Genomic DNA, 22031 nt, shown 5'->3' with positions numbered 1-22031 from the left:
CGGTTAAGATTGTCTAAACAGGTGACGCACTTTCTAACACAATGCGAATCCTTGAAAAATTTCGGAGTCGGTTAACTCTTTCATTAACTATTTCGGTTGATGCTTTCATCAAGATTTCAAGGGGGAACCTAGAAGGCATCATGACAAAAAAGACATCTTTACCACTTGATCAGGTGATGGTTGGCGATTGCATCGAACTGATGAACAGCCTGCCGGAAAAATCCGTCGATCTGATTTTTGCCGATCCGCCCTATAACCTTCAGCTTGGCGGCGATCTTCTGCGCCCGAACAATTCCAAGGTTGACGCTGTTGACGATCATTGGGATCAGTTCGACAGCTTCCGTCACTATGACGAGTTCACCCGTGACTGGCTGACGGCGGCACGCCGCGTGCTTAAGGACACCGGTGCGATCTGGGTGATCGGTTCGTATCACAACATTTATCGTGTTGGTAACATGCTCCAGGATATCGGGTATTGGATCCTCAACGATATCGTCTGGCGCAAAACCAACCCGATGCCGAACTTCCGCGGCAAGCGTTTCTGCAACGCGCACGAGACCCTTCTGTGGTGTTCCAAAAGCGAAGAGCAAAAGGCCATCACCTTTAACTACGAAGCGATGAAGCAGCTTAATGAAGGCTTGCAGATGCGCTCTGACTGGTTGATGCCGATTTGCTCTGGCTCGGAACGTCTTAAGGATGACAAGGGCAAGAAGGTCCATCCGACCCAGAAGCCCGAAGCATTGCTGCAGCGTGTTCTGATGGCGACCACCCGCCAGGGTGATGTGGTGCTTGATCCGTTCTTTGGCACCGGTACCACCGGTGCAGCCGCACGTCGCCTGGGCCGTCACTTCATCGGTCTGGAACGCGAAGAAAGCTATGCCGAAGCCGCGCGTGAACGTATTTCCAAGGTTCAGATGCTTGATGGAGACAGCCTTGAGTTGACCGAGTCGAAGCGTTCCCTGCCGCGTATCCCGTTTGGTGCGGTGATCGAACGTGGCCTGCTTTCGCCGGGTGACAAGATCTATGACAACCGGGGCAATGTGGCCGCCATGGTGCGTGCTGACGGCTCGATCAGTCACAAGGACAATGCCGGTTCGATCCACCAGATCGGTGCCCACGTTCAGGGCGCACAGGCTTGTAATGGTTGGACTTATTGGCATTACAAGTGCGATGGCCGACTGGTTTCGATCGACAATCTGCGCAGTCAGCTGCGTAAGGAAATGGGTCAGGTCCCCGCCTGATCCAAGCTGCAAAGCTCCGGCTAAATCCTTGATGCCTAAAAAAACCGGCGTGGTTGCAAAACCCGCCGGTTTTGCTTTTGGGCAAAAATCTTGCTATATTCCGATCATCAAACTTATCCGCAAGGATAGATGGAGATGAATATGCAAGCAGGTGCAGTAGGGGGTGCAGCATATGCACCCAACCCGGTACAAATTCAGCAGGCAACCGCGCCAATTGCAGAAACGGGTAACAACGACCTGAATTCACCGCCGACACAGCGAATCGAGCAAGCAGCAGAAACCGAAACGTCGCAGCAGGCAGCCCCGACCCCGACAGAGGGCCGTGGACAGGTGATCGACATTTACGCCTGATCGCGCCGCGCGAGGTTCAAAAACAAAAAGGCCCGTGGTTCCGACCACGGGCCTTTTTAAATTGCGTGCTTTCATTCGGCACAGCTATTCAGTTCAGGCGGGCCCGTATTTCAGGGCATGACGGACGATCTTTTTCATGATGGTCGGCAGGGCAAAGTCCGAGAGCCCGTCAATGGTTGTCCAGCTACCGTCAAGTTTATCGGCTTCATGAGCGGGCAGGGTCGTGGCCAGCACGCTGACATTGAGATGAAAATGCGTGAAAGTGTGCCCGACCGTACCGTCGAGTTCCGACCAATTGGCGGAAACCGGTGCCTCGGACAACATCACATCATCGGGTGCGTCAATCGCGCGCCAGTCACTGCCCGGCACTTCGTACAGGCCCCCCAGCAATCCCCTTTCCGGGCGGCGACGCACAAAGATGCGGCCATCATCTTCGCGCCGGATCCAAAACGCATAGCCAACCCGGGTTGGTTTGGGTTCCTTTTTGCGTTTCTTGGGAAGGTCGGGTGCGATGCCTGATTTGCGACCTTCACAATCGGCCTGCCACGGGCAAATGCCGCACGCCGGATTACGCGGGGTGCAGACCGTCGCCCCCAGATCCATCAATGCCTGCGCATAATCACCCGGGCGATCTGATGGTGTCAGGGCAGCCGACTTTTCCTTGATTTCCGGTTTGACGTCGGGCAACGGCGTTTCCAGCGCAAACAGGCGCGAAATCACCCGTTCGATATTGCCATCCACCGGGCTCGCGTGTCGGTTAAAGGCAATGGCGGCAACTGCGCAGGCGGTATAGGGGCCAATACCGGGCAGTTTCAGCAACCCTTCCTCTGTATCGGGGAAAACGCCGTCATATTCCGACGCGACAACCTTGGCGCACTTATGCAAGTTGCGCGCCCGTGCGTAATATCCCAGTCCCTGCCACGCATGCAAAACATCATCAAGTTCGGCATTGGCAAGATCGGTCACCGTTGGCCAGCGTTTCAAAAAGGCAGCAAAATAGGGTCCCACCGTTTGCACGGTGGTTTGTTGCAGCATGATTTCGCTGAGCCAGACATGATAGGGATCTGGCGTGTCGCCGGGTTCTGATCGCCAGGGCAGGGTGCGGTGATGGCGGTCGTACCATTCCAGCATGCTTACTGCGAGGCGTTGGGTATCCTGATGGGTGAAATGCACGTCGATCCCGTGTTATGTTGTTTTGCGGACACAGACTTTTGGTCCGAAGGTATGCAGACCCTACGAAAGAAGCGGGCGTGAGCAAGAAAAAAGATAGTGTTGGTACGAAAAGTGGCTCGGTGATGGATCAGCCATCCAAATCCGTTGCGCCCAAAAAGAAGCAGGGCTTTGTCCCGCTGGGCAGCTCTGAACGTCGGATGGGCCTGCGTAATGTTGCACCCCTTGTTGGCAACCTGACCCGGCCGCTGGTGCGCAAGCGCGGCTTTTTCCAAACGGAAATCATCCTGCATTGGGCCGAGATCGTCGGACGTGATCTTGAACAATACACCATGCCGCTGAAATACAGCCCGCCGCCCAAGGAAAGCATGGCCGGTGGTACATTGCTGATCCGGGTTGTCGGGCCGGTAGCCCTTGAGCTGCAACACCGCATGCCGCAGATCATCGAACGGGTGAACAGCTATTTCGGATATCGTGCGATCAACAAGATCACGATGCTTCAGGGCGATATTTCAAGGCCTGAACGGACCGTTCATCGCCCGACAGAGGTGCCCGAAGCCGACATCAGCCCGACCAGTCAGGCCGACCTTGAAAAGATCGAAGATCCGCATCTTCGCGAAGTTCTGACCCGCCTTGGTCGTCACATCGCCGGTGCAAGCGGCGGTTTGCGCCCGAAAACAGGCAAGAAATAACGCCTGTGCGACCGTAACCCTGGGCATTTGATAACTTGCCCTGCGGTCACGATCTGTTGTCTTGCGCGTCGTCGATAATCGAATCAATTTCATGAAATGAACGATCACGGAGTTGCCGCAATTGCGCACCACTTTGGCGACTCGTTGGTGGCATAGCCGTTTTCGGGGGTGTGTTGACTCGCGCGCTGCAACAGGCTTGTAATCACAAAACTTTGTTTTAACGGAGGTTTCCTTGCTAAAGGCAGTTAAGTTTCTTGCTTGTGCGTTTTTGATGATGGTTGGGGTCGCAAGCACCCAACAGGCACAGGCAGTTGAATGGAAAGAACATGTGCTGGGCGATGAAAATGCGCCGGTCACGATGATTGAATATGCATCTTTGACCTGCCCGCATTGTGCGTCCTTCCACACCGAGGTTCTGCCTGAGATCAAGGAAAAGCTGATTGATACCGGCAAACTGAAACTGATCTTCCGCGACTATCCGCTGGATGGGGTTGCGCTGCGTGCGGCTGCAATCGCCCAGTGCGCGGGCGAAGATCGTTATTTCGGTGTGCTTGGCATGCTGTTCAAATCGCAGATGACCTGGGCACGTTCGCAGGACCCGATTGCCAGTATCAAGGAAGTGGTCCGCTTTGCCGGCATGACCGATGATGCGGTTGATGCCTGCATGGCCGATCAGGAACTGATTGATGGTATTGTCGGTTCACGCATGCGTGGCGAACAGGAATTCAACGTTAATTCCACGCCAAGCTTCGTTCTTGATGGCGACACCATTGCCGGTTCGCGTGACGCGGAATTCTTTATCGAAAAAGTCGAAGACCTTATCGACTAAATAAAACAATTTTGCCGGACACCGCATGTGTGGTGTCCGGCAACAAGGGACAGGGTCGGACCGGGGGACATGATTGGTCCAGTTTAAATCGCTAAAGCTGACGGGGTTCAAATCCTTCGTCGATTCAACAGATTTATTGGTTGAAGACGGGCTGACCGGTGTTGTCGGCCCGAACGGCTGTGGCAAATCCAATCTTGTTGAAGCACTGCGTTGGGTGATGGGCGAAACATCGGCCAAGCAGATGCGTGGTTCGGACATGTCCGACGTGATTTTTGGCGGCACATCGTCGCGTCCGGCGCGCAACGTCGCCGAAGTATCCGTCACCCTTGATAACAGCGAGCGCAAGGCGCCCGCGATGTTCAACGACTTTGACATGCTTGAAGTCACCCGCCGCATCGAACGTGGCGGTGGCTCGAACTATCGCGTGAATGGCAAGGATGTCCGTGCGCGTGATGTGCAATTGCTGTTTGCCGATGCTGCAACCGGTGCACGGTCAAATGCCATGGTTTCCCAAGGTAAAATTGGTGCACTGATCGGGGCCAAACCGATCCAGCGTCGCCTGATCCTTGAAGAGGCCGCCGGTATTACCGGCCTGCATTCACGCCGCCACGAGGCGGAATTGCGCCTTAAAAACGCCGAACAAAATATGGAACGTCTTGAAGACGTTCTGTTGCAGCTTGATGGCCAGATTGCTTCCCTGCAAAAACAGGCAAGACAGGCCGAACGGTATCGCAAACTTTCCGAAAGTGTCCGCGAAACCGAGGCATTGCTGTTCCACATCCGCTGGTCCGAGGCCCAAAAACGCCAGGAAGATGCGCGTGAATTGCTGGTCGCGGGCGAAAGTGCCGTGCGTGATCTGACCTCATCGGTGACCGAGGCGACCACGGTTCAGGCCCATGTGGCCGCGAGCCTGCCCGATCTTCGCAAAAAAGAGGCCGAGGCCGCCGCCGCCCTGCAACGTCTTTTGATCGAGCGTGAAGGCCTTGATAAGGACAAGGCGCAGATCGAAACCCAGATGGGCCAATTGCGTGCCCGTATTCAGCAAATCGATGCCGACCTTGCGCGTGAGGCCGAACTGGCAAGTGATGCGCAGGGCGCACTTGAAAAGCTCAAGAACGAGCGCGAAGAACTCCGCGAGGCCCAAGGCGGCGAAGATGACGCCCTTGATGAAGCCCGCGAAATGGCATCCGAAAAGGCCCTTCGCGTCGAAGAGCTGGAAGCCGATGTTGATCAAATGACCAACAAGGTCGCCGAGGAAGAGGCACGCCTCAAATCGGTGCAACAGCGCCTCAGCGAACTGAACGCCCGCCGTGCGCGTCTAACCGAACGCCATGACGAGGCGGTTGCCAAGCTTGATGATATCCGGATTGAGGCCGACTTCTCCGAGGCGCTTGAAGAAGCAAGCATGCATCTTGAAGAGTGCGAGGAACTGGTCGAACAGCGCAAAATGGCCGTCGAAGAGGCCGAGATGCGTCTGGCCGAAATGCGTGACCGCGAAGATGGTTTTAAAACCGCCGAAAGTGATGCACGCGATGCCCTGCGTGATGCCGAAAGCCGCAAGGCGCGCCTGACTGCCGAGATCGACGCACTTGAAAGCCTGCTGCGTGGCGGTGACGATGATAAATATCCTGGTGTGATCGAAAACATCACGGTTCAAAGCGGCTTTGAACTTGCGATGGCTGCCGCCCTTGGTGAGGACCTTGACGCGCCGGATGCGACCGATGCGGCAATGCATTGGGCCGCCATTGATCCGGCGACCGATGATCCGGCCCTGCCCGATGGGGTAGCGGCCCTTGCCAAATATGTCGAGGCACCCGCACTTTTGAACCGGCGTCTGTGGCAGATCGGCATTGTTGAAGACGAAGCAACCGCCAACTTCCTTGCCAAAAGCCTCAAGGTCGGTCAGCGCCTTGTGTCGCGCGACGGGGCGCTTTGGCGTTGGGATGGCTATCGCATTCTGGCCGGTGCAGAATTGCCCGCTGCTGTCCGTCTGCGCCAGCGTAACCGCCTTGATGAATTGCGCGGCGAACTTGAAGAAGCCGATGCAGTGGTCGAAGCCGCAAGCGAGCGGGCCGAAATCGCCAGCGAAAATGTCGAACGCCTTGATGAAGAAATCGAGGCGGCCCGTACGGCCGAACAGGAAGCACACCGCGCGGTGCGCGATGCTGAAAACTCGGCGTCATCTGCACGTGAAGAAATCGCCAATATCAAACGCGATGCCAGCGCGATTGAAAGCCGCCTTCAAAACGCTGAAGAGGCCGAAAAACGCGCCAAGCAGGACCTCGATGAACTGATTGCCGAACAGGAAGAACTCGCCGCCCTGCCAGAGGAAAGCAGCGAGGGCCTGATGGAAATCAAGGCTGAGTTGATTGAAAAACGCGCCAATCTGGCCGATGCGCGTGCGGACCATATGGAAGCCCGCAGCCAGCTTGAACGCATGCAAAGCACCATGTCGGGCCAGCGTAAGCGCCTTGAATTCGTTGAAAACGAAATTGCCACCTGGAATGAACGTGCGTCGGGTGCTGGTGAACGGGTTGCCGAACTGCGTGAACGCCAGGAAGAAGCCCGCATGGAGATCGAGGAGCTTGAACTCAAGCCCGAAGAGATCGAAGAACGCCGTGCCATTCTTTCTGACCGGATCGAACTTTCAGATCAGGCCCGCAAAGATGCCGCTGATGAATTGCAGCGCGCCGAAAATGCCCAGCGCGAAGCCGATATCAACTTGCGCGAAGCAGAACAGAAACTGGCTGAGGCCCGCGAAGGTCGTGTGCGCTGTGAAGCGCTGCTTGAACAAGCCGAACAGCATCGCCGCGATCTAATCGAACGTATCCGCGAACGTGTCAATGCGACGCCGGATCAGTTGGTCGAGCTTGGCAAGATTGACCTGACCAAGGACCTGCCAAGCGAAGGCGATATCGAAGCCCGGCTGCAACGCCAGACCCGCGAACGTGAAAATCTTGGGGCGGTTAACCTGCGTGCCGAGGTCGAACTGGCCGAGATGCAGGAACAGAAAGACACCATGGTGTCTGAACGCGATGATTTGATTGCTGCCATTGAAAAACTGCGCAATGGCATCAATCAGCTCAACCGCGAAGCCCGTGCGCGTTTGAAAGCGGCCTTTGACGAGGTGGACAAGCACTTCCAGCAACTGTTTGTCCGGCTGTTTGGTGGCGGTGGTGCGCACCTGATGCTGACTGATGCGGATGATCCGCTTGAAGCCGGACTTGAAATCATGGCGTCCCCGCCGGGCAAAAAGCTTCAGCATCTGTCGCTTCTGTCGGGTGGGGAACAGGCGCTGACTGCCGTGGCGCTATTGTTTGCGGTCTTCCTGACCAATCCGGCCCCGATCTGCGTCCTTGACGAGGTTGACGCCCCGCTTGATGACGCCAACGTTGACCGGTTCTGCAAGCTGTTGGAGGCCATTGGCCGTCATGCCAATACCCGCTTCCTGGTCATCACCCACCACCGTATGACCATGGCCCGAATGAACCGTCTGTTTGGGGTGACCATGGCCGAACGTGGTGTGTCTTCGCTGGTATCGGTCGACCTGCATCAGGCAGAAGTCTATTCCAAGAAAGAACAGACCGAGCTCGACTTCACCAGCTAGTCCGTGCCCCTTATTAAGCAATCCATTAATAAACTGATAGGGCACGCGATGTTACACATCATTGAAACTCAATGATGGTGAAGGCCTGATGTCCCAGAAAGTGCGCGAGCTTTACGAACAGTTTCCCTATCCGTTGCGCGATCCAGGGCAGGAAAAAGACCGCCTGTTAATGCCGCCGATCGATACCTTGTCACGGGTCAATCATTACTGCTTTGGCGGGACAAAGGAATTTGATGCCACCTTCAGCGCGCTGGTTGCCGGTGGTGGCACCGGGGATTCGATGATCTGGCTGGCAGAACAATTGCGCGATGTCGGTGGATCGGTGACCTACCTTGAACCGTCCGCGGCCAGCACCATGGTCGCCCGCGCCCGGGCCGAGGCACGCGGTCTTTCAAACGTCACCTACGTCAATCAGACCATCTCTGAATTTGCCAAATCCAAGCCTGAGCCATTTGATTACATCAATTGTGCAGGTGTCCTGCACCATCTCGAAGACCCGGAAGAAGGCCTTCGCGATCTGACGTCGGTGCTTAAAGCCGACGGTGCGATGGGCATCATGGTGTATGGCGAACATGGGCGCCTTGCCGTGACCGAGTGGCGCAAAATGATCGAGCCATTGCTGGAAGGCAAAGACCTGCAGCAACAGTTGGCGATGACGCGAACATTGCTATCGGCCCTGCCCGAAGACAACATGCTGCTTAAAATGGGCGGTGGCCCGGGCTTCATCAAAGGGTTGCTCGAAAACGATCCGGAAATTGTTGATTTGCTGCTTCATCCCGTCGAATGCGCATATGACGTCCACGGGGTATATGATTTCGCCTCTTCCGCGGTCCTTCATGTTGCGGCCTTTACCGGCTTCTTCGGGTTTGGTGGAACCGGCAAGGCCCATTACAAGATCGACAATCTGGTGCGTGATCCGGCCATTCTGCGCGAATTGGCGGCCAAGCCGCTTCGCGATCAGCAGGCATTTTGCGAAAGGTTCAGTGGCGCGATGCCGCTGCATGCATTCTACCTGACCCGTGAAGACAAGGGCCAAACTGCCGAAATGCTGCCAGATGCCGAACTGGCACCTTACTTCTTCGTCCCGCCCAACAAGACCTTCTTTGATGATCTGGTGGCACTCGCCGGACAACCTGTTCTGATCGAAGACGGCAGTGGCAATGCGGTTGACCTGACCGGTGGTCCGGATCTGGCCCGCTTGCTCGCGGTCTTTGATGGCAAGAAGACGGTCGCAGAACTGGTCGCCATCCTGCGCGATGAAATTCTTGATACCCAGCCGATTGATATGAACTCGATTGCGATCAATACATTGGGGGCTGTGTGGGCGCTGTTTCACAAGTTCGATTGGATGTTGTCATCCAAGCCGGGCGGCTGGCAAAAAACCGACGGTGAACGAACACTTAGCGTGCGCAAGATCTGATTGGTTTACGGGGGAAGCGCCCCTGTAAACGGCGTTCGGTGACCGCGGGTGAATCGGGAATACCGACTGTCTTTAATCCACCGATATTTCATGGTTTTGGGCAAAAACGCTCCTGATTTTGGCAAATTGCCGGGGCCCGGTGAAAAACACCGAATTTGTCATCTGTGATGTCAAAGGGGATAAAACCGGCAGGAACCAAGGAAAACCGCCGGTTGCAGGCCAGTGGCGCAGATCACTGCCAATTCTTTTGACTGCGACTATTGCCTAACTCTAAAAGTGTTTTCCTTCACATTTAAGGGGTTAAGTAACTGAAATAATTATTATTATTTCGGTTTTCAAAGGTCGGGGGAGACGGGGTTTTACAGCTTGACAGCCCATGGGGTGCTAAGTATGTTGCCCGCGCATTTCCTTGCGACGTTTGCAGGGCTGCCAAAGCGGGGTTCACGACAATGAGCGATGATAAAGATCGCGCTTCATTAGCAGAGCTTGAGAGCAAACTGGCAGCCGTAGCAGGCAAGCGAGAAGAACTGCACAGCCCGAACCGGGCGACCGGCAAACCATCTCAAGGGATGGCGCTTGGCATGAGGATTTCGGCGGAAATGATCGCTGCGGTTCTTGTCGGCTTGCTGATTGGCTGGGCGCTGGATCGGGTGCTTGATACGACACCTTGGCTGCTTGTTCTGTTTGTTTTTCTCGGAGCAGGTGCCGGAGGTTTGAACGCTTATCGCGTTGCCAAGGGTTTTGACAGTGCTGTCGGACTTGGTCGTGCGATGGGGGAGCGCAAGCAGGGGAACGGGGACAAATCCGAACCCTGATAATATTGAGCGAGGATTACGGTGGCTGGACCGCTAGAGCAGTTTGAAATCAAGCCCTTGGCCGAACTTTCGGTTGCCGGCATTGATATTTCCTTCACCAACTCCGCACTTTGGATGGTGATCGCAGCCGTTCTCGTAACGGGCTTCATGACGCTTTCGATGCGTCGCGGCGCGCTGGTTCCGGGCCGCTGGCAGGGATCTGCCGAGGTGATGTACGAATTCGTCGCCAATATGCTCAAGGACAACGTGGGAAGCGCAGGTCGCAAATATTTCCCGTTCGTCTTTACGCTGTTTATGTTTGTTCTGTTCGGGAACCTGCTTGGCATGATCCCGCACAGCTTTACCTTTACGAGCCACATTGCTGTTACCTTTGCGATGGCTCTGGTGATCTTCCTCGGTGTGACGGTCATCGGCTTCATGCGTCATGGTACGCATTACCTTCGGATGTTCTTCCCTGAAGGTGCGCCGATTGCGACCGCGATCATTCTGATCCCGATCGAAATCATCTCCTATTTCTCTCGTCCGTTCAGCCTGGCGATCCGACTGTTTGCGAACATGACCGTCGGCCACATCATGCTGAAAGTTATCGGTGGGTTCGTTGGCCTGATTGGCATTCTCGGCGTGCTTCCCTTTGCTTTGCTGACGGGGATTACTGTTCTGGAGTTCGGCATTGCTGCGCTTCAGGCTTACGTCTACACAATTCTCACCTGCATCTATCTCCATGATGCAATCCACATGCACTGATGTGTGTGGTTTGGTGTGATCTCTTCTGATTGCCTTTAAGAAATTCGAAAGGGTGAAGTTATGGAACTCGATGCTGCTAAGATGATCGGTGCTGGCCTGGCTGCTATTGGCATGATTGGTGCCGGTATCGGTGTTGGTAACATCTGGTCGAGCCTGATTGCGACTGTTGGCCGTAACCCGGCTGCAAAAGGCGACGTTGAACTGTATGGCTGGATCGGCTTTGCTGTTACCGAAGCTATTGCACTGTTCGCACTCGTCGTTGCGCTGATCGTTCTGTTCGGCTAATCGGCGCCTTTTGCGCGAATACACGGCCCGGCGAGGCACTCCCTCGCCGGCGTCGTTGAATTCGGGAGTAGGCTATGCCGCAGTTTGATATTGCGACGTTCTCGGAACAGATCTTCTGGCTGTTCGTTATTTTCGCCATCTTGTATTTCCTGATGTCGAGAATTGCGCTGCCGAAGGTTGGTGAAGTTCTTGAACGCCGTCAAAAAACCATCGAGGACAACCTTGGCAAGGCTCGGGCGTTGAAAGACGAAACCGATGCCGCCATCGCGAAATACGAGGCTGCTCTGGCAGAAGCTCGTGAAGCCGCTCAGGCTGACATTCGCGAAGCATCGGAAAAGGCTGCTGCAGAGCAAGCCAAGAAAACCGAAGCTATGGTCAAGAAGCTGTCTAAAAAGACATCTGATGCCGAGAAGGCAATTGCGGACGCCAAAGCGGATGCAATGACGGGTGTTGCAGAAGCAGCATCGGAAATTGCCCGTGAAGCAACCGACAAACTTATCGGTGTCAAGGTTCAGGCCAAAACTGCCGACAAGGCTGTTTCGGCAATCGTAGGAGAGTAAGACAATGGCAACCCAAGAGGTTACTTTCCTTACCGATCCATACACCTGGACCACGCTTTCTTTCGTGCTGGTCGTCGGTTTTGGCGGTTTCAAAGCCGTCAAAGGGATCTCTGCCGCACTTGATAAACGTGCACAGAAGATTTCCGACGAACTGGACGAAGCACAGCGTCTTCGCGAAGAAGCCCAGGAGCTTCTGGCCAATTATCAGGCCAAACAGCGTGAAGCGCTTAAGGAAGCTGACGAAATCCGTGCGCATGCCAAGGTGGAAGCCGACCGTATGCTCGAGAACGCCCAGGCAGAACTGAAAGCGGCGCTCAAACGTCGTGAACAGCAAGCTCTGGACCGTATCTCCAACCTCGAAAGCCAGGCTATTGCCGAAGTTCGTGCACATGTTGCCGAAATCGCAGCCAAGGCCACCATGGCCCTTGTCAGTGACAAGGTTTCTGGTGCAAAGGCAGACGAGTTGGTTGATAGCGCGATCGCGGAACTCAAAGGTCGTCTAAACTGATTTTTTCCGGTTTCCGGAAACTGAAAACCCCGCAGCATCGCTGCGGGGTTTTTTTATTGTCGACTGACAGGCTTGGTGTCTTCGGAAGCGTTACTGCTTTTCAGCTGCAAGCACGAGGAATGGCGGACGCCGGCGATGATTATCCCAGCGTCCATCGTGTCCATGCTCTTGGGGTTCTCAGGCTCGAGAAGACGTAGAAGGTTAAACCCTGCGTCTAGTAACCCATTTACATAGCTTTCGACGGTCCTGTGATATTTGATGACGCCGTCAATGAACCAGCTCGTTTCGCGCGGGCCCTCATCGCGATAATTATCCAAAGGCCAGTGCAGCTTATTTCCATCGGCATCCAAAGCCCACTTTTGTGCGGCAAGCGCAGTGCAGATAGGATGTTCAACCGAAAACACAAGCCTGCCTTTGGCAGGAAGCCATGAAGCGAGCTTCAACAGAATATCTTCGTAGTTTTGTACATAATGCAGCGCCAACGAAGAGATTATGCAGTCAAATTTGTCTGTGACCTGAGGTTCGAACGTTTCAACTGCAGCATTGAGATAGGTTACTGCATCGTCGTCAGTCTTCTCGCGTGCGGCAGTGATCATATTCTTTGACGGATCAATTCCAATAACCGATGCGGCACCTTTTGACTTGGCAAAGCGCGCAAAATCGCCAAAACCGCATCCAATATCAAGCAGGTGCAAACCTTCGAGTGATTGAGGAAGCAGGCTACGAATTGCAGGTTGCTCGAGTACGTCGTTCAATGCGGTTCCCGACTTGCGAAGCTCTTCGTATCCCTTATAGAAATCGGGCTCGTCGTAAATGTTTTGCGGCTTGGGCATATAGACCTGCAACTCGTAAGCACAAAATGGCATGGGTGCCGTCAGAACAGGCTATTCTGTTCTGACGGCACCTGCCAAGTTTTTGATCATTGATGATATGCGATTTGCCGCGGCAACGTCTTAGGAAAAGCGATCCCGGCCATGCGGTTCATCAAGGTCCAGGACCGGGCCCAATGGCACCACGCCGGACGGATTGATCGTCGGGTGGCTTTCGTAATAGTGGCCCTTGATATGGTTCATAAAGACCGTCTCTTTGATCCCCGGGTGCTGATACAGGTCGCGGGTATAGGCCCAAAGATTGGGATATTCGTTCAGTTTGCGCAGGTTGCATTTGAAATGGCCGTGATAGACCGGATCAAAGCGCAACAAGGTCGTGAACAGGCGCCAGTCGGCTTCGGTAAGCTGGTTGCCAACAAGGTAGCGTTGCTTTGAAAGGCGTTCTTCAAGCCAGTCCAGCGCATCAAACAGCGTGGTGACGGCTTCTTCATAGGCAGACTGCGTGGTGGCAAAGCCGGACTTGTAAACGCCGTTATTCACATCGTGATAAACCCGTTCGTTCACTTCATCGATTTCGGTGCGCAAATCTTCGGGATAGAAATCAACCGCCGTTGCGCCAAGATCTTCAAACGCGCTGTTAAGCATGCGGATGATTTCAGCCGACTCATTGCTGACCAGCTTGTTGCTCTTCTTGTCCCAAAGCACCGGCACGGTGACACGACCGGTGTAATCAGACATCGCATCGGTATAGACCTGATGCATGAAGTCACGGTCTTCTAGATGGTCGGGAAGGCCCGCATCGCGATCAAACTTCCAGCCGTTCTCACCCATGTGCCAATGAACGACCGATACACTGATCATGTTTTCCAGTCCCTTCAGGGCACGGAAGATCAGCGTGCGATGTGCCCAGGGGCAGGCGTAGGATACATAAAGGTGGTAGCGGCCCTTTTCGGCCGGGAATTCGGCATCCTGATCGGCAGACACCCAGTTGCGAAAAGCTGAGTCCTGACGTTTGAATTTTCCGCCGTTGCTTTTGGTGTCATACCATTTGTCGTGCCAGACTCCGTCGACAAGTAATCCCATGTCCGTTTCCCAAATTTTGTTAATCGGTTCTGGCAGGCATTCTGCCGCGGTTAAGCTTTATTGTGCTTATTTGCGCGTTGAAGACAATCCGTTGATGTGACATTAATTTGTTTCCAATCGCGCAACAGTATCCCGCCCAGGAGCCGCATAATGCTGATCGGAAATCTTGACGGCATGACCGTCTTTGCCCGTGTCGTCGAGGAACGCAGTTTTTCCGGTGCGGCGCGCAAACTAGGCATGTCCAAATCCGCTGTCAGCAAACATGTAACCAAGCTTGAAGACAATCTGGGCATCCGGCTTCTGAACCGCACCACCCGTCGGCTCAGCCTTACAGATGCCGGGTCGACCTTCTATCAGCACTGCGCGCGCGTGGTTGAAGAAATCGAAACAGCCGAACATGCCCTGACCGATTTGCGCGGCACGCCGCGCGGCACTTTGCGTATTTCAGCCCCCCTGACCTTTGGGCAGATGTATCTGCCGCAACTGGTGACCGAGTTCATGGATAAGTATCCCGGGCTGCATGTCGATATCCATCTGGCCGATCATATGGTCGATCTGGTGGCCGAGGGGATTGATATGGCGATACGCATCACCCGGCTTAAGGATTCCAGCCTGATTGCCCGCAAACTGGCCGATTTTACCGGCCATGTCGTGGCCTCACCGGGGTATCTGGAACAGTATGGCGAACCCAAAACGCCACAGGAACTGGCCGAGCACCGAACGATTTCCTACACTAACGTGCCAAGCCCCAATATCTGGGACTTTGATGGACCTGATGGTCAGGTCTCAGTCCGGGTTAATCCGGTGATGTCATGCAACAATGGTGAATTCACATCCGTCGCGGCCATTCGCGGCCTTGGTATTGCCCGTGAACCGGAATTCATCGTTGCGGAGGCGCTGAGCGAAGGGCGTCTTGTCCGCATCCTGCATGATTACGATCCGCTCAGTAGTGGCGGTATTTACGCGGTCTATCCCGAACGCCGCCACCTGCCCAGCAAGGTGCGTGTGTTTATCGATTTTCTGGTCGAAAAGTTCAAAGGCGGATTGTGCAACTTCCATCAGGAAGCCTGCGCGGAATATCGTGAAGGACGCGGTCGTCAAAGACCACGACCCTAATCACTTGCTTTCGACCCGCCAGCCCAGCAAACAGATCGCCCCGATCAAAAGCGCGACAAACGGGATCGGCAGCAAGTTTGTAATGCCGCCAATCACGGTCTTGAAACTGTCGGTCTGAAGGAAACCGGCCCAGTTGCTGCCATGCCAGATACGGTCATCGGGCACATGGCGGAAGTCTGGCAACCCATCTTCGATCCGGCCGATATAGCCATCATTTTCCGCAACCAGCCCGGCCAAAAGATCCGGGGTGGAGTTGGTGTTCCGTGTTTCGGCGGTCAGGACATCACGGTCGACATGCAACGCGGTTTGACTGCGATCATCCTTATCACGCACCCGAACCCGGATCAGACCACGGGTTTCAATCGGAACAGTCGCCTGCCAGGATTGATCGGGCAGTTGTTCGAACGGCGCATTGATCTGTTCACCGGTTTCCGGATTGATCACGCTGGCTGCTTCGGGGGCCGCGCCGATCTTGCGCCAATTGAGGATCAGGCTCTCGCCATCCGGGCTGCGTTCGGTCAGCACAGTGTTCTCGTCAAGGGCTGGTTCCTTCATCAGCCAGTGCGACAAGCGCCGCAGCAATTCTGCCACAGGGCCGCCGCCATCATGGCCACGCTGCCAAAGCCACATCTGATCGGAGCTTAACATCGCCACACGGCCTTCCTCGACCCGCTGCATGGTCAGAAGCGGCAGGTCATCAACACCGGTCAAAAGCGTCATGGCATCGGGATCAGAAGTACGCGTTTCGATCTGACGATACCATTGGCCCCATTTCGGGGGGGTGTTCGGAGAACCGGCAATGGCAGTTGTAACCGGGTGCAGGCGGCCAGCCTGATTAACCCGCGGGACAAAGGCCTGCTCGATAACCCGTCCGGTCGGCGTGGCAGGCATCAGATCATTCAACGCCGTGCTGGCAAGCCCGTCCGGCCCGACATATTCCGGCCCGGCGACGACCAGTGCCGCGCCACCCCATTTGACGAAATCAACGACCTTTTCAAGATAGTGCGGCGGCAAAACACCACGCATCTGATAGCGGTCAAAAATGATCAGATCAAATTGGCGCAGGCGCACTTCAAACAGATCGCGGATCGGAAACGGAATCAGCGCCAGTTCATTGATCGGCGTGTCGTCACCCTTTTCTGGCGGGCGCAAAATCGTGAAATGTACAAGGTCCACACCGGGATCAGCCCGCAAAAGATTACGCCAGGCCCGCTCGCCCGGGTGGGGTTCACCAGATAACAACAACACGCGCAACCGATCTCGCACACCGGCGGTTTCAAGGATCAGACGGTTGTTGGATTTGTCGGTTTCTTCCTCAAGCGTATCCATACGCAATTCGGCAAGAACCGATCCGGCATGCGGCACCGGGATGCTGACCCGGCGTTGTTCGTTGGCGGGCAGGGCAACTTCGCGTTCTGTACCGTCTTCAAGCAGCATGCGTACCGGGATCGCCGTGCCGGGGGGCAATTGCGGATCGACCGCCTCGATCATGAATTCGGCATCCTTGCCGACAATGCCGTAATCTGCACTTTGGCGAATGACCAACCGGCGATCACGTTCATCACGCCCGCCACTGATCAAAACATGCAGGGGCGCGTTCAGATCAAGGCTGCTTGGCACGTCGTGAACCTGCCCGTCGGTAATCATCATGACACCACCCAGCCGTTCACGCGGCAACCCGCCCAGCAATCGATCAAGGACGGCAAACATGCGGGTATCGGTATCGCCAGGAACATCTTCAAAGCGAAGCTCCACCGATGGATCCTCGGCAAAGCGATCTTGCAGTTCGGCAATCGCCGCATCGGTTTGTGCTGCGCGGTTTGCGATATTCTGGCTTGCCGACCGGTCAACAAGGACCAGAATGATATCGCTTAGTTTTTCGCTTTCACGGTCAGTAAATTGCGGTGCCAGAAGGGTCAGAAGAACCAGCACCATCACCACCCCGCGCCAGACCGTGCCACGCAGCCGGAAGATCGTGAAGACAATGACGGCACCCAAACACAGAACAGCCAAGCCTTGCAGGATGGTGATGTCGAGAAGCGGGGAAATCTGAAGGTTCTGCCATCCCTGGTTCATCGGCCTAACCTTTCCAGAATGGCCGGGATATGGACCTGATCGCCCTTGTAACTCCCCGTCAGGGCATACATCACCAGATTAACGCCAAACCGATAGGCCATTTCGCGTTGCCGGGGGGATATGTCTTCGCTGCGCAGTTCATCGCGGCCTTCGGGAATGATCCAGGCCGATGCCCAGTCATTGCCCCCGAACAAAACCGATGCGACCCCATCCAGACGTTGACTGGGACGGGCATCAAGCCATAACGGTTCGGAAAACCGGCCAAAGGCATGATCAAGCAGATAGAAACTGCGAAACAGGATGTGATCACTTGGCGCACGGTCCAGAAGCGGAACTTCCAACCCGGCCAAAAGACGCCGCAAGCGCGCCGGTTGGACTTCGCGGTCACGGCTGTCGATCAGGATCATGCCACCATTATTCAGATAACGGTTCAATCGTTCCTGTGCGCGTTCTGAAAACGGTTCCTGCCCGTCAACCAGCGGCCAATAGATCAGCGGATAGAAACTAAGCTCGTCGGTTTCCGGATTAACGCCATCGACGGTGTTGAGGTCTGCCGCACTACGCCTACGCAGGATTTCGGTCAGGCCTGTCATCCCGGCACGGCTGAGGCGATCTACCGGCGCATTCCCGGTCTCAAGATAAGCCAGACGCGGTTGCAGGGCTGCTTCGGGCAGTGTTGCCGCCATGGATGCTGCTGGCATCATCATGCTTGCTGCGGCCGCACCAGTTATGACGGCGACCAGCAAAAGCGATGTCAGGGCATTGCTGCGTCGACTGCGCCGGAGTGAGACATTGTTGAGTACCAGCAAAATCGCGGCATCAAACAAGATCAGAATAAAGGCCGCCAACAGGCAAAGGGCGGCAAGATCAACCTGGCTTTGATCGGTGATTTCACGTGTGCTGATGCCCGAAGGCCAGACCACATCGCGTCCGATATCGGTAAGTGACGGGCCAAGGTTCAGCGCAACCGCCTGTCCGTCTTCACCGTAAATGCCCGGCGGATGGCGCGGATTGGGTGTCGGAAGCGGGGTTTGAACTGGCAGGATCAAGGCATCTGGCTGATGCGGTCGGCCAAAACCATCCAGAATGGTCTGGGCTGGCAGGCTGCTTTGCAGTTCTGCATCGCTGCGATTGCTTGGACTGGCAAGAGGAAGAAGCCGCTGCCAAAGCTCGACAAACAGGCCCGACATCGGCAGGTTCGACCAATCGGCCCAAGGTGTGACATGGAAAAGAACAATCCGTCCAGCATTGCGCGGTGTGCTGGTGATCAGGGGCGTCCCATCGGTCAGACGTGCCCAAGTCTTGCTGACAATGTCGGGGTCGGGTTCGGCCAGCAATTGTCGGGTGACCGTGATGTCGTCAGGCACTTCAATCCCGTCGAACGGGCTGTTGTCCGGAAAGTCGAGCAACCTTTTGGGCTTTTCCCACGACATCGATCCGCCAAAGTCGCGGTTACCCAGCCTGAGTGTGACGGGCAGGAAATCGTTGCCGATCTGCGACGAACTGTCGCCCGCAAACCGCACCAGCATGCCGCCTTCATTGACCCAGCGTTCCAGCGCGTCAAACTGGCTACCCAGTCCTGAAATCGGCCCGGCGGAGACCAGAACATCTACCTTGTCTTCAAGCAACGTTCCAAGCGGCGCATAAGTCACATCCGCATAGGGCGAAAGCGCCCGATCAAGGAAGAAATACTGATCAGACAACACCCCCGGACCGTCGCCAGAACTGACCACGACACCAACCCGGCGTTGTTGCCAGCGGGCACCGGTCTGAAACACCGACGCGGCACTTTCCATCCCCTCAATGCCAACGGATTGAATGGCGTTGGAAATATCGCGCGGCAACAGAATGGCGACATCGCTTTGATCACTGTCCGGCGTGATTTCCACCGCATGGCGCAGGATCACATTGCCGCGTTCGCCGCGGGCAAGAAGATTAATCTCGCGCGGTTGATCGTCGCGATTATGGGCCAATGTTGCCAACATGCCGGTACCTGACCGGCTAAGCGACCGGATGGCGATACGGTCGGTGATGGTTGGTGAAATCGTTGTGATTGGCGCGATATCAAGCAGTTCGGATGCGATTTTGGCCTTGCCGGGGTTGTCCATCTCGCTGGTTAGCCACAAGATGCTGCCAACAGCCCGGTTCATTTCCGGGCGTTCGGAAATCAAATCCGAAAGGGCGGTATAATCCGAGGGCCAAGGACGTGGTTGCAAGCGATCAAACAGGTTTTTGGTATCGTTGGGCGATACCGGCCCGACAATGTCTGGCAGTTTCCATGTGGTCGCACCTGCTGCCTCGGGCGCGGTTTGGGCAATATAGACCGTTTGCAGCTCGAACCGGGCCTGATTGGCGATCTGTTGCAATGCCGTGCGGTATTGCCGCCAGTTTGCCGCACTGTCCCAGCCATTATCGGCAATGATCAATATCGCACCATCGTTGGCGGCAAAATCATTGCGGTTCATCACCGGGCGGGCAGCGGCAATGATCAGAAGCGTCAGGATCAAACAGCGCAGAATGGTTTGCCAGATCGGTGCGCGCTGAATATCGCGGCGTTTGCTTTTAAGGCCCCGCAAAATACGCGCAGCCGGGAAGATAACGGTTTTGGGTGACCGTGGTGCCGATCTGATCAAAAGCCAGACAATCGGCAATGCCAGCAACCCGGCCAGCATCGCAGGATACAGGAATGTGATGGCCGACAGGCTCATGACATCTCCTGCGTGTTATGGCAATGCAGGTTAGGACGGCCGCGCCCGTTCGATCCGCTTTGATTTTGCCGTTCGCTCAGATGCTGATAAAGGGCCAGCAATGTCGGGCTGGCACTTTCGGATGTGACATGCCGGTCATAAAGCCAGTCATTCTGGCGCGCCGCATCGCGGACCAATGCCCGCCATTTCTGGGCGCGAAGTTTATAGCCCTCCGTGAGGTCTTCGAACTTTTCGCTGCGGAAAATCATTTGATCATCGGTATCAAACAGATCAACCCGCCCCTGAAATGGTGGGGCGATTTCTGCAGGATCAAGAATTTGCACCAGCGCACCGTCATTTTGATACTGGCCCAAACGCCGCACCGTGCGTGCCGACTGTTCGCTTTGATCCGCAAATTCAAGGAAGTCACCAAGGATCAGCACCGAATGTTTCCGACCAGGGTGAATGTTTGTCGCCTGGCCCGCGATGCTTTGCGGACTTGCCAGCATCGCGTGACCGAGTTTTTCAAGATGCTCTGCCGATGTGATGCGCGTACGTTCGCCGTCAAAGGTGCCAACGGTTTCGCCGTTGCGGATCAGAAGGTCGGCCAATGCGATGGAAATGATCAGGGTGCGTTCGGCTTTCGACGGCAGCTTGTCACCTGATGCCCAAAAGGTCGACGGCGAAAGTACCGGCCAGATCCAGTAATTATGACTGGCCTGCCACTCGGTCTGGCGGATGAAGGTATGTTCGCTGCGCGCAGACCGCCGCCAGTCAATCTGGTTGGTTGGATCGCCAGGAACATAGGGGCGGAATTGCCAGAAATCACTGCCCGGTCCGACCTTGCGATTGCCATGCAGGCCGCTGCGCAGACTGATGGCCGTTCGGCGCGACTCATCAATCAGCTGTGGCAGTTTTGCCGCAAGGGCGCGGGCGGCGGCAACATGATCCTGCACGGGGGCGGTGACCAATTAGTTTTTCTCCTGCAGGTGGGCAAGCGCATCGGTAATCAGCCCCTTGGCGGTAAAGCCTTCGGCGCGTGCGCCATAGGTCAGGCCAAAACGATGGCGCAAAACAGGAACGGCAAGTTCTTCGATATCCTCTATCGAGGGGGCAAAGCGCCCAAACAGCATCGCACGCGCCCGGCACGCCAGTGACAGGGCCTGTGCCGCACGTGTACCGGGGCCCCAGGCGACATTTTCACGAATATCGGCAAGTGATGTGCTTTCCGGGCGGCATTCGCGACACAGGGCAATGATGGTATCAAGAACGCGGTCCGGCATTGGCAGCCGGCGGACAAAGTCCTGTGCCTCTACCAGATCATCGGTTTGAAGAACCTGTCGTGGGCGGGCCGGGTACCGGCCGGTGGTTTCGGTCACGATCTTGCGTTCTTCATCAGCATCGGGATAGCCGAGACGGACTTCAAGCAGGAAACGGTCAAGCTGTGCTTCGGGCAGGGGATAGGTGCCTTCCTGCTCCAACGGGTTCTGGGTCGCCAGAACATGGAACGGTTCGGGCAGTTTGTGGCTGTAACCGGCAACCGAAACCTCGCGTTCCTGCATCGCCTGCAACAGGGCGGACTGTGTACGCGGGCTGGCACGGTTGATTTCATCGGCCAAAAGCAACTGGCAAAATACCGGTCCCTTGATGAAGCGAAACGCGCGTTTGCCGTCTGCCCCTTCTTCAAGAACTTCGGAACCCAGAATATCGGCGGGCATCAGATCGGGTGTGAACTGAACACGCTTGTCAAGCAGGCCAAGAACCTTGCCCAGTGTGTGCGCCAGAAGTGACTTGCCAAGGCCCGGCGCACCGACCATCAGCACATGTCCTCCGGATAAAATGCCGATAAGTGTTTGCTCTACGGCATCATTCTGCCCAAATATAATACTGGAAATCATTTTGCGGGCTTCGGCCAGCCGTGCGACACACTCGTCCAGACGGGCTGCATCGCGTTCAAGACTGCTTTCCTGGGAGAAACCCATTTCTTCGGGGAATTGTGGCGCGTTTGTCATGGCGG

At 55.6% G+C, this 22031-nt stretch carries 19 protein-coding genes; 12 read left to right on the top strand and 7 right to left on the bottom strand.

All coding sequences use genetic code 11. From position 1 onward, the window contains the following. Positions 1 to 140: 140 nt before the first annotated feature. The gene (locus FHI25_RS14695) at positions 141 to 1241 is read left to right on the top strand and encodes a site-specific DNA-methyltransferase (protein ID WP_063089153.1); all 1101 of its coding nucleotides are present in this window, start codon (positions 141 to 143) and stop codon (positions 1239 to 1241) included. A 135-nt stretch (positions 1242 to 1376) separates the two neighbouring features. Next, positions 1377 to 1592, top strand: coding sequence for a hypothetical protein (locus FHI25_RS14690; protein WP_246879117.1), 216 nt, complete (start codon positions 1377 to 1379; stop codon positions 1590 to 1592). A 93-nt stretch (positions 1593 to 1685) separates the two neighbouring features. Here the strand turns inward: FHI25_RS14690 and mutY are convergent, their stop codons facing one another. Further along, positions 1686 to 2765: an A/G-specific adenine glycosylase gene (gene mutY, locus FHI25_RS14685; protein ID WP_210518972.1), complete on the bottom strand. Its 1080-nt coding sequence runs from the start codon at positions 2763 to 2765 to the stop codon at positions 1686 to 1688. A gap of 77 nt (positions 2766 to 2842) precedes the next feature. Between mutY and FHI25_RS14680 the strand changes: the two genes are divergently transcribed. The 9 genes from FHI25_RS14680 to FHI25_RS14640 all read left to right on the top strand — a co-directional run bounded on the left by FHI25_RS14680 (position 2843) and on the right by FHI25_RS14640 (position 12222). After that, positions 2843 to 3454: a DciA family protein gene (locus FHI25_RS14680; RefSeq protein WP_210518970.1), complete on the top strand. Its 612-nt coding sequence runs from the start codon at positions 2843 to 2845 to the stop codon at positions 3452 to 3454. Positions 3455 to 3686: 232 nt separating this feature from the next. Then, entirely contained in the window at positions 3687 to 4283 is a 597-nt protein-coding gene (locus tag FHI25_RS14675) for a DsbA family protein (protein ID WP_210518968.1), read from the top strand. A 73-nt stretch (positions 4284 to 4356) separates the two neighbouring features. Next, entirely contained in the window at positions 4357 to 7890 is a 3534-nt protein-coding gene (gene smc / locus FHI25_RS14670) for a chromosome segregation protein SMC (protein WP_210518966.1), read from the top strand. A gap of 88 nt (positions 7891 to 7978) precedes the next feature. Continuing rightward, complete coding sequence (locus FHI25_RS14665; protein ID WP_210518957.1) at positions 7979 to 9310, top strand: class I SAM-dependent methyltransferase; 1332 nt, start codon at positions 7979 to 7981, stop codon at positions 9308 to 9310. 449 nt (positions 9311 to 9759) lie between these two features. Beyond that, positions 9760 to 10125 carry an AtpZ/AtpI family protein gene (locus FHI25_RS14660; RefSeq protein ID WP_040823076.1) on the top strand — a complete coding sequence of 122 codons (366 nt, stop codon included), beginning with the start codon at positions 9760 to 9762 and terminating at the stop codon, positions 10123 to 10125. 21 nt (positions 10126 to 10146) lie between these two features. Further along, a complete protein-coding gene (locus tag FHI25_RS14655) occupies positions 10147 to 10869 on the top strand; it encodes a F0F1 ATP synthase subunit A (RefSeq protein WP_008889876.1) in 723 nt (240 codons plus the stop codon). Positions 10870 to 10929: 60 nt separating this feature from the next. Next, positions 10930 to 11154, top strand: coding sequence for an ATP synthase subunit C family protein (locus tag FHI25_RS14650; protein ID WP_007089066.1), 225 nt, complete (start codon positions 10930 to 10932; stop codon positions 11152 to 11154). A 74-nt stretch (positions 11155 to 11228) separates the two neighbouring features. Further along, positions 11229 to 11714 (top strand): ATP synthase subunit B', encoded by a 486-nt coding sequence (locus tag FHI25_RS14645; protein WP_008889877.1) that lies wholly within the window; start codon positions 11229 to 11231, stop codon positions 11712 to 11714. Between the two features lie 4 nt (positions 11715 to 11718). Then, the gene (locus FHI25_RS14640) at positions 11719 to 12222 is read left to right on the top strand and encodes a F0F1 ATP synthase subunit B (RefSeq protein WP_064781144.1); all 504 of its coding nucleotides are present in this window, start codon (positions 11719 to 11721) and stop codon (positions 12220 to 12222) included. 53 nt (positions 12223 to 12275) lie between these two features. On the opposite strand, the gene FHI25_RS14635 is transcribed toward FHI25_RS14640, so the two are convergent. Then, positions 12276 to 13055, bottom strand: coding sequence for a class I SAM-dependent methyltransferase (locus tag FHI25_RS14635; protein ID WP_210518955.1), 780 nt, complete (start codon positions 13053 to 13055; stop codon positions 12276 to 12278). Between the two features lie 120 nt (positions 13056 to 13175). Beyond that, the gene (locus FHI25_RS14630) at positions 13176 to 14135 is read right to left on the bottom strand and encodes a glutathione S-transferase family protein (protein ID WP_210518953.1); all 960 of its coding nucleotides are present in this window, start codon (positions 14133 to 14135) and stop codon (positions 13176 to 13178) included. 150 nt (positions 14136 to 14285) lie between these two features. Here FHI25_RS14630 and FHI25_RS14625 point away from each other — a divergent pair, with 150 nt between their 5' ends. Beyond that, positions 14286 to 15251, top strand: a complete 966-nt coding sequence (locus tag FHI25_RS14625; protein ID WP_008889880.1) for a LysR family transcriptional regulator — start codon at positions 14286 to 14288, stop codon at positions 15249 to 15251. Here the strand turns inward: FHI25_RS14625 and FHI25_RS14620 are convergent, their stop codons facing one another. The 4 genes from FHI25_RS14620 to FHI25_RS14605 are packed head-to-tail and all read right to left on the bottom strand — an operon-like array spanning position 15252 to position 22026. Beyond that, a complete protein-coding gene (locus FHI25_RS14620) occupies positions 15252 to 17327 on the bottom strand; it encodes a hypothetical protein (protein ID WP_210518950.1) in 2076 nt (691 codons plus the stop codon). Further along, the gene (locus FHI25_RS14615; protein ID WP_210518948.1) at positions 17324 to 20035 is read right to left on the bottom strand and encodes a DUF4159 domain-containing protein; all 2712 of its coding nucleotides are present in this window, start codon (positions 20033 to 20035) and stop codon (positions 17324 to 17326) included. The genes FHI25_RS14620 and FHI25_RS14615 overlap by 4 nt, the downstream gene beginning before the upstream one ends. Further along, positions 20032 to 20985 (bottom strand): DUF58 domain-containing protein, encoded by a 954-nt coding sequence (locus FHI25_RS14610; RefSeq protein ID WP_210518946.1) that lies wholly within the window; start codon positions 20983 to 20985, stop codon positions 20032 to 20034. Before FHI25_RS14610 ends, FHI25_RS14615 begins: the two co-directional genes overlap by 4 nt. Next, the gene (locus tag FHI25_RS14605) at positions 20986 to 22026 is read right to left on the bottom strand and encodes a MoxR family ATPase (protein ID WP_063089141.1); all 1041 of its coding nucleotides are present in this window, start codon (positions 22024 to 22026) and stop codon (positions 20986 to 20988) included. Positions 22027 to 22031 lie beyond the last annotated feature (5 nt).

It is taken from the genome of Thalassospira sp. ER-Se-21-Dark, assembly GCF_017922435.1.
Lineage (GTDB): Bacteria > Pseudomonadota > Alphaproteobacteria > Rhodospirillales > Thalassospiraceae > Thalassospira.
Note: the sequence above shows the minus strand (reverse complement) of the source record. Positions and strands in the feature narration are given on the sequence as shown.